This window comes from Phenylobacterium sp. (genome assembly GCF_031181185.1).
Classification (GTDB): domain Bacteria; phylum Pseudomonadota; class Alphaproteobacteria; order Caulobacterales; family Caulobacteraceae; genus Phenylobacterium.
The window spans coordinates 1-5,978 of the sequence record NZ_JAPSKZ010000207.1 but is presented as its reverse complement, the minus strand read 5'-3'; the positions used below and the strand labels follow the sequence as shown (position 1 = coordinate 5,978).

Annotated in this window: 6 protein-coding genes and 1 pseudogene; 2 read left to right on the top strand and 5 right to left on the bottom strand. The window is 70.6% G+C overall.

From position 1 onward, the window contains the following. From RIF93_RS18050 to RIF93_RS18040, 3 genes and pseudogenes are all read right to left on the bottom strand, one after another. Window positions 1–529: pseudogene (locus RIF93_RS18050) on the bottom strand (ATP-dependent DNA ligase); the annotation flags it as partial. Window positions 530–559: 30 nt separating this feature from the next. Next, a complete protein-coding gene (locus tag RIF93_RS18045) occupies window positions 560–775 on the bottom strand; it encodes a hypothetical protein (protein ID WP_309092839.1) in 216 nt (71 codons plus the stop codon). 49 nt (window positions 776–824) lie between these two features. Further along, window positions 825–1,835 (bottom strand): ligase-associated DNA damage response exonuclease, encoded by a 1,011-nt coding sequence (locus RIF93_RS18040; RefSeq protein ID WP_309092838.1) that lies wholly within the window; start codon window positions 1,833–1,835, stop codon window positions 825–827. 73 nt (window positions 1,836–1,908) lie between these two features. Between RIF93_RS18040 and RIF93_RS18035 the strand changes: the two genes are divergently transcribed. Both RIF93_RS18035 and RIF93_RS18030 read left to right on the top strand, forming a co-directional pair. Further along, window positions 1,909–2,334: a PaaI family thioesterase gene (locus RIF93_RS18035; RefSeq protein ID WP_309092837.1), complete on the top strand. Its 426-nt coding sequence runs from the start codon at window positions 1,909–1,911 to the stop codon at window positions 2,332–2,334. Further along, on the top strand, window positions 2,331–2,747 hold the full coding sequence (locus tag RIF93_RS18030) for a PaaI family thioesterase (protein WP_375163892.1): 417 nt from the start codon (window positions 2,331–2,333) through the stop codon (window positions 2,745–2,747). Before RIF93_RS18035 ends, RIF93_RS18030 begins: the two co-directional genes overlap by 4 nt. On the opposite strand, the gene RIF93_RS18025 is transcribed toward RIF93_RS18030, so the two are convergent. Together RIF93_RS18025 and phnD are read right to left on the bottom strand one after the other, a co-directional pair. Then, complete coding sequence (locus RIF93_RS18025) at window positions 2,744–4,702, bottom strand: VCBS domain-containing protein (RefSeq protein WP_309092835.1); 1,959 nt, start codon at window positions 4,700–4,702, stop codon at window positions 2,744–2,746. The two genes, RIF93_RS18030 and RIF93_RS18025, sit on opposite strands and share 4 nt — an antisense overlap. 122 nt (window positions 4,703–4,824) lie before the next feature. After that, window positions 4,825–5,817, bottom strand: a complete 993-nt coding sequence (gene phnD, locus RIF93_RS18020; protein ID WP_309092834.1) for a phosphate/phosphite/phosphonate ABC transporter substrate-binding protein — start codon at window positions 5,815–5,817, stop codon at window positions 4,825–4,827. Between the last annotated feature and the right edge of the window lie 161 nt (window positions 5,818–5,978).

The following is a 5,978-nucleotide window of genomic DNA, read 5'->3' as shown; positions in this document are numbered from 1 at the left end:
GGAGCGCGTGCCACAGCTCCTCGATCTCGGCCGGGTCGACGCCGCCCATCTCGGCGGCCGCCCGCTTGGCCAGCCGCGCGGTGAGGCCCACGCGCAGCTCCCGCGTCATCAGCTTCAGGAGGGCCCAGCGTTCGCGCGGGTCCGGCAAAGCGTCCAGCCAGCCCTCGATCAGCCGCTGGACCTCGGCGCGCGAGGCGGTGCGCAGGCCCTCAACCACCTCGGCCAGGTCGGGCTCGCGGTTGGCGCCGGGACGCCTGGGCCAGCACAGCGACACGGCCTCGGCCAGGTCGCCCACATAATCGTAGGACCACCAGAACAGCTGGGGGTCCATCCGCGCCTCGATGGCCTTGCGGATGAAGGTTGGCTTGGCGGCCGAGAAGGTGAGGTCGCCGGTGAGCGCCGCGAGCGCCCAGCCGCGGTGCGGATCGGGCGTCTCGCGCAGGTAGTCGCGGACGAGCGTCAGCTTGGCGTTGCGCGACGGCGTCAGAGACAGCCGGTCCAGGAGCTCGGCGAAGGCCCGCATGCTCAGAAGCTAGGACCGCGGAGCTTCGCCGCCAACTCAGACGTCCCGGCCGTCGTCGCCCTCGCCGATCATGCCGCCTGGGACGTCGGCGCCGATATCGCCGTCGCCGGACATGCCCGGGTCGCGGGAATCCTCGGTCCCGATGTGGCGCACCTCGCCGCCGCCGGTCTTGGGCGGCAGGCCTTCGCCGTGGGGACGGTCCATCGGGCCGCTCTCGCCGCCGGCGCTGCCGGGATTGGGGGCTTCGGACATGGCTTGGCTCCTTTTCGCCCGAGCCAACGCCACGCGCCCCATCGCGTTCCTAGTCGTCGCCCTCGTCCTCGTAGCCGACGAGGGCCAGGGCGCGGGCCGGGACGCCGTGCAGCTCGGCCCAGCGGGCCAGCGCCTCCTCCCGGCCGTGGGTGATCCAGAGTTCGCCCGGCCGAATCTCGTCCACGGTGGCGGTGAGCTCGTCCCAGTCGGCGTGGTCCGAGATGACCAGCGGCAGCTCGACGCCGCGCTGGCGAGCCCGGGCGCGGATCTGCATCCAGCCGGACGCAAAGGCGGCCACCGGCTCGGGGAAGCGCCGGCTCCAGCGGTCCTGCATCGCCGAAGGGGGCGCGATGACGATCTCGCCGGCGAAGTCCTGCTTGCCGGCCGTGGTCGCCGGCGCCAGCGGGCCCAGGTCGACGCCGTGCCGCTGATAGAGGGCGTTCAGCCGCTCCAGCGCCCCGTGGACATAGATGGTGCGGTCCCAGCCGGCCTCGCGCAGCAGGCGGATCACCCGCTGGGCCTTGCCCAGGGCGTAGGCGCCGACGATGTGGCTGCGCTCGGGGAACTGGGCCACCGAGCGCAGGAGGCGCGCGACTTCCTCAGCGTCGTCGGGGTGGCGGAAGACCGGCAGGCCGAAGGTCGCCTCGGTGATGAAGACGTCGCAGGGCACCGGCTCGAACGGCGGACATGTCGGGTCCCGTCTTCGCTTGTAATCGCCGGAAACGACCATGGTCAGGCCCTGCCAGCGCACCACCGCCTGGGCCGAGCCCAGGACGTGGCCGGCGGGGACCAGGGTGATGTCGACGCCCTTGTGGGAGATGGTCTCGCCATAGGCGAGCGGCTGGCCATGGCCGGTGAAGTCGCGGCCGTAGCGCTCGTCCATGATCGCGAGTGTCTCGGGGGTGGCCAGCACCGTGCCGTGGCCCGAGCGGGCGTGATCGGAGTGGCCATGGGTGATCACCGCCCGGTCCACCGGCCGCACGGGGTCGATGTAGAAGTCGCCGGGGGCGCAGTAGAGGCCCTCGGGCTTGGGGCAGAGCAGGTCCTGGGGGCGGATCATCAAGGTGGAATGTAGGACGGCCGATCCGGCTCCGCATTGACGGACGCGGCGGGATGGACCTAGGCGGGAGCGGATGAAGCCGCTGCGAAAGATGCTGGGCCGGGCGATGACGCTTGCGCCGCACGCCCGGGCGCTGGGCCTGAAGTTCGAGGCCATGGAGCCGGGCCGCGGACGGATGTCGGTGGCCTGGCGCGACGACCTGGTGGCCGACCCGGAGAGCCTGGTGATCGCCAGCGGGGTGGTGACCGCCCTGCTCGACCACTGCTGCGGCCTGGCGGTGAACGCCACCGGCGAGATCAGCTTCCCCATCGCCACCCTGGACCTGCGGATCGACTACATGCGGCCGGCCGCGCCGAAGACGGGCGTCACCGCCGAGGCCCACTGCTACAAGCTGACCCGGTCGATCGCCTTCGTGCGCGCCGAGGCCTGGGACGTGGACCGCAACGACCTGGTGGCGACCGCCCAGGCGGCGTTCATCCTGAACCGGGGCCAGGGCTGATGGACCAGACCGCGACGCTGAAGGCGTTCCTGGCCGCCTCACCCTACATCAAGTTCCTGGGCATGAGCGCGAGCCTCGAGGGCCAGCTGGTCACGGCCAAGCTGCCCTTCCGGCGGCGGCTGATCGGCAACCCGCTGATCCCGGCGCTGCACGGCGGGGTGCTGGGGGCGTTCATGGAGATGACGGCCCTGGCGCAGCTGGCGGTGGCCGAGCCCTCGGGGCGGATGCCCAAGACCATCGACGTGACGATCGAATACCTGCGGCCGGGGCGCGCGCAGGACCTCTACGCCCGCGCCGACCTGCGCAAGGTGGGCCGGCGGATCGCCAATGTGCACGTCGAGTGCTGGCAGGAGAGCCCGGAGACGCCGGTGGCGGCGCTCCGGGGCCACTTCCTGCTCAGGAACGAGACCTAGAAGAGGTCGTCGTAGGCGTAGGTCACGCCGCCGGCGTAGGCCTTGTACTCCGAACCCTGGACCAGATGGCCGGTCGGGACGGCATCCTGATCGAGGTTGTTGTCGAGGCCGTAGTAGAACTCGCCGCCGCCGGACTGCGGGCTGCCGTACTTCAGGGCCGCGCCGACGAGTTGGGCGTTCGCCAGGTTGGGGTTCCGCGCGAGGATCTCGGTCAGCGCGCCGGCCTGCCAGGCGTCCAGGTCGTCGTTCACGTGGCCGGGGGTCTCGACCTTGGCGAAGAAGAACGCCTGGTCGGTCAGGTCCTGCGGCGTCAGGTCGAAATAGAACGTGACGTGCGACAGGTCCTTGGGGGCCAGCGGGAAGTGGTCGGCCGCCGGCGGCGTCGGGATGGCGGGGTTCGGGACCACCGGCTCGTTCACGCCGTTCACCGTCCACTGAACGGTGGCCGGCGTGGTGGCGAGGCCGTCGGACACGCCGTAGTTGACGGTGACCACCGTGCTCTGGCCGGCGTTCAGGCTCTGAAAGGCCGCGTGGGTCGGGTCGAGGGTGAAGGTCTGGGTCTCGGCGTCGAAGGTGACGCCGGGGGGCAGGTCCGAGGGCTGAACCACCACCAGCACGTCGCCGGCGTCGACGTCGGCGGCGTTGGCCAAGGCGTCGAGCGTGACCTTGGCGCCGTCTTCCGTGGCGAGGCCCGCGACCGGGCCGGCGACCACCGGGGCGTCGTTGGTCCCCGTGACGGTCCACTGGACGGTGGCGGGGGTGACGGCGAGGCCATCCGACACGGCGTAGCTGAGGGTGACGAGGGTCTTCTGGCCTTCGGCGAGGCTCTGGTAGGCCTTGGGGTCAAGGGCGAAGGTCTTGGCCGCGGCGTCGTAGGTGACCCCGGCCGGGAGGGCGGCGGGAACGTCCACGACGCTCAGCACGTCGCCGTTGTCCACGTCCGAGGCCAGCGCCAGGGCGTCCAGGGACACCGGGGCGGCGTCTTCCACCGCCTCGCCGATCACCATGCCGCTGACGACGGGGACATCGTTGACGCCCTTGATGTCGAAGGAAAGCGTGGAGGTCTCGGTGAGCTGGCCAACCTTGCGGCCGGCGGCGTCGAAATAGGTCTGGGCGATCCCGTAGGTGACCACGAAGGGGAAGCTCTGAGCGGCGCTCAGCGCATCCGAGCCGTTCGCGTCGATGGTGTAGGAGCCGTCCGCGTTGAGGACGATGGTCGCGCCGGTCGCACCCAGCGCCTGCGGCTGGCCGAATGCGAACGTCGTCGCGCCGCCGTCCAGCGAGGCCCAGGTCAGGGTTTCGGTCATGCGGCCGCCGCCCAGGGTGGCCACCGTGTCCTGCAGCACGTCGCCCGCCACGACCGTGTCCTCGCTTGCGGCGCCGATGTTCTCGTCCGCGTCCTCGACCGCCACGAAGGCCGAGCCGGTCAGCTTCACAGAGCCGCCCCGGTCGCCGCCGAGGGCGCCCACCGAGGTCATGCGCACGCCGAAGTCCTGGCCGGCCACATCGGTAAGGCTCATGCCGGGCAGCTTCAGGGTGAAGCTCGCCGAACGGACGTCATCCTTGCCCACGCCCGACGTGCCGAACTCGAGGCCGAGGTCGTAACCCTTGGCTTCCTGACCTGCGCCGCCGAAGGCGAGCGCGCCGTTCATGGTGTTGTCGCCGCCGCCCACGCCCGTGACGCTGTCGTCGCCGTCCGCCACGGCCGCCGTCGTGACCGGGCCGATCACGCCACCCGCCTGAGTCTTCGCGACCAGGGCCGAGACCGACGCCTGGGTTCCGGCGCCGCTGACGAGCGACTCCTTGGCGATGTCGAAGAAGAGGCCGCGCAGGTCGCCGACGACGGCGCCCGACTGCGTGACCTCGAACCGGAACTCGCCTGCGGCGACTTCAGTGATCTTAACGGTGACGGCCGGCGCAGAACCGCCGCCGAGTTGAACGTATGCCGTGGCCATGAGCGCCCCTTAGGTCTCGCGTTTGCGACCTGGGGCCGCTTGATGGGGGCGGCAGATACGACGCGGGTATTCGAATCCGAACTAAGTGAATCTACGATGAGCGCGGAGGTTGCAGCGCTCGCCTAGCCGGGCTCGATTGCGGCGCGTTCCTTGCGGATGGCGGCCAGGGCGGCCTCGGCCTTGGCCACGGCGGCGACGTCGCCCTTCGCCTTCGCCTGCAGCAGCTCGCCGGTGGCCTCCATCTCGCGGACGGGCAGCAGGTGGGTGTCGTCGGCGGCCTTGAACGGCAGGGTCTGGATCCGCTCGAGGATCGCCCGCTGCCGGGCCGCCTCGGGCGTGTCGCCGACGCCGTAGCTGAACATGAAGTCGGCGATCTTCTTCTTGAGCGCCGGATCGAGGTCCTTGCGCCAGACCATCGGGTCCTCGGGGATGCGCGGCGAGCGCCAGATGATCTCGACCGAGGCCAGCGTGCGCTTGGCGATCGGCGTCTCCAGCATCGCCAGGCGCTCCATCGAAGCGGTGTTGTTGGTGGCCGCGTCGACCGTGCCCGAGCTGACGGCGAAGAGGTTGGCCTCGTGGTTGGCGGCGCGGACCGTCTTGAAGCAGGCCTCGGGATCGATGCCGCGGGGCGCGAAGAGGTAGGTCATGGGGGCGAGCGTGCCCGAGGTGGACTTGGCGTCGCCGATGCCAAAATCGATCGTGCGGTCGCACTGGAGCAGCTTCTCCAGCGTCAGGCCTGAGCCCTTCGGAACGACGATCACCGCCTCGTAGCCGTCGACGCCGTTGGGGTTCACCGAGCGGGCGAAGACCTCGCCGCCGGCGCGGCGGACCGCCTCCAGGCCCGACTGGTTGGTGAACCAGCCGAGGTCGGTCTGCTTGAAGCGCATCGCCTCGATCAGGCCCGTGTAGTTCGAGCCATAGTAGGCCTTCACCGGCATGCCCAGCGCCTTGGACATGTCATCCAGGAACGGCTGCCAGTCGGCCTGCGCGCTCTGCTGGCTCTCGGCGGAGAGGATCGAGAAGTTCAGCTCGCGCTTCTCGGCCGGCGTGTCGCCGCCGTTCGAACAGGCGGCCAGGGCCGAGAGCGCCAGGATCAGCAGGCTGCGACGGATCATTTCCCCTCCACCTTTGGCAGGCGCATGGCCACCACCTCGCGGATCGTGCTCTCTTCGGCATCAGCCGGCCGAACCGCGGACTTGTCGAAGGCGATCGCCTGGCCCTCGATCGGGGCGGCGATGGTGGCGAGGTGGTCCAGCTTTGAGCCGCCCTTCGGGAG

Bases quoted from the DNA above. Each gene is read 5' to 3' on its own strand.
- phnD (WP_309092834.1), bottom strand. From the start codon at position 5,817: ATGATCCGTCGCAGCCTGCTGATCCTGGCGCTCTCGGCCCTGGCCGCC.
- RIF93_RS18035 (WP_309092837.1), top strand. From the start codon at position 1,909: ATGAAGCCGCTGCGAAAGATGCTGGGCCGGGCGATGACGCTTGCGCCG.
- RIF93_RS18045 (WP_309092839.1), bottom strand. From the start codon at position 775: ATGTCCGAAGCCCCCAATCCCGGCAGCGCCGGCGGCGAGAGCGGCCCG.
- RIF93_RS18025 (WP_309092835.1), bottom strand. From the start codon at position 4,702: ATGGCCACGGCATACGTTCAACTCGGCGGCGGTTCTGCGCCGGCCGTC.
- RIF93_RS18040 (WP_309092838.1), bottom strand. From the start codon at position 1,835: ATGATCCGCCCCCAGGACCTGCTCTGCCCCAAGCCCGAGGGCCTCTAC.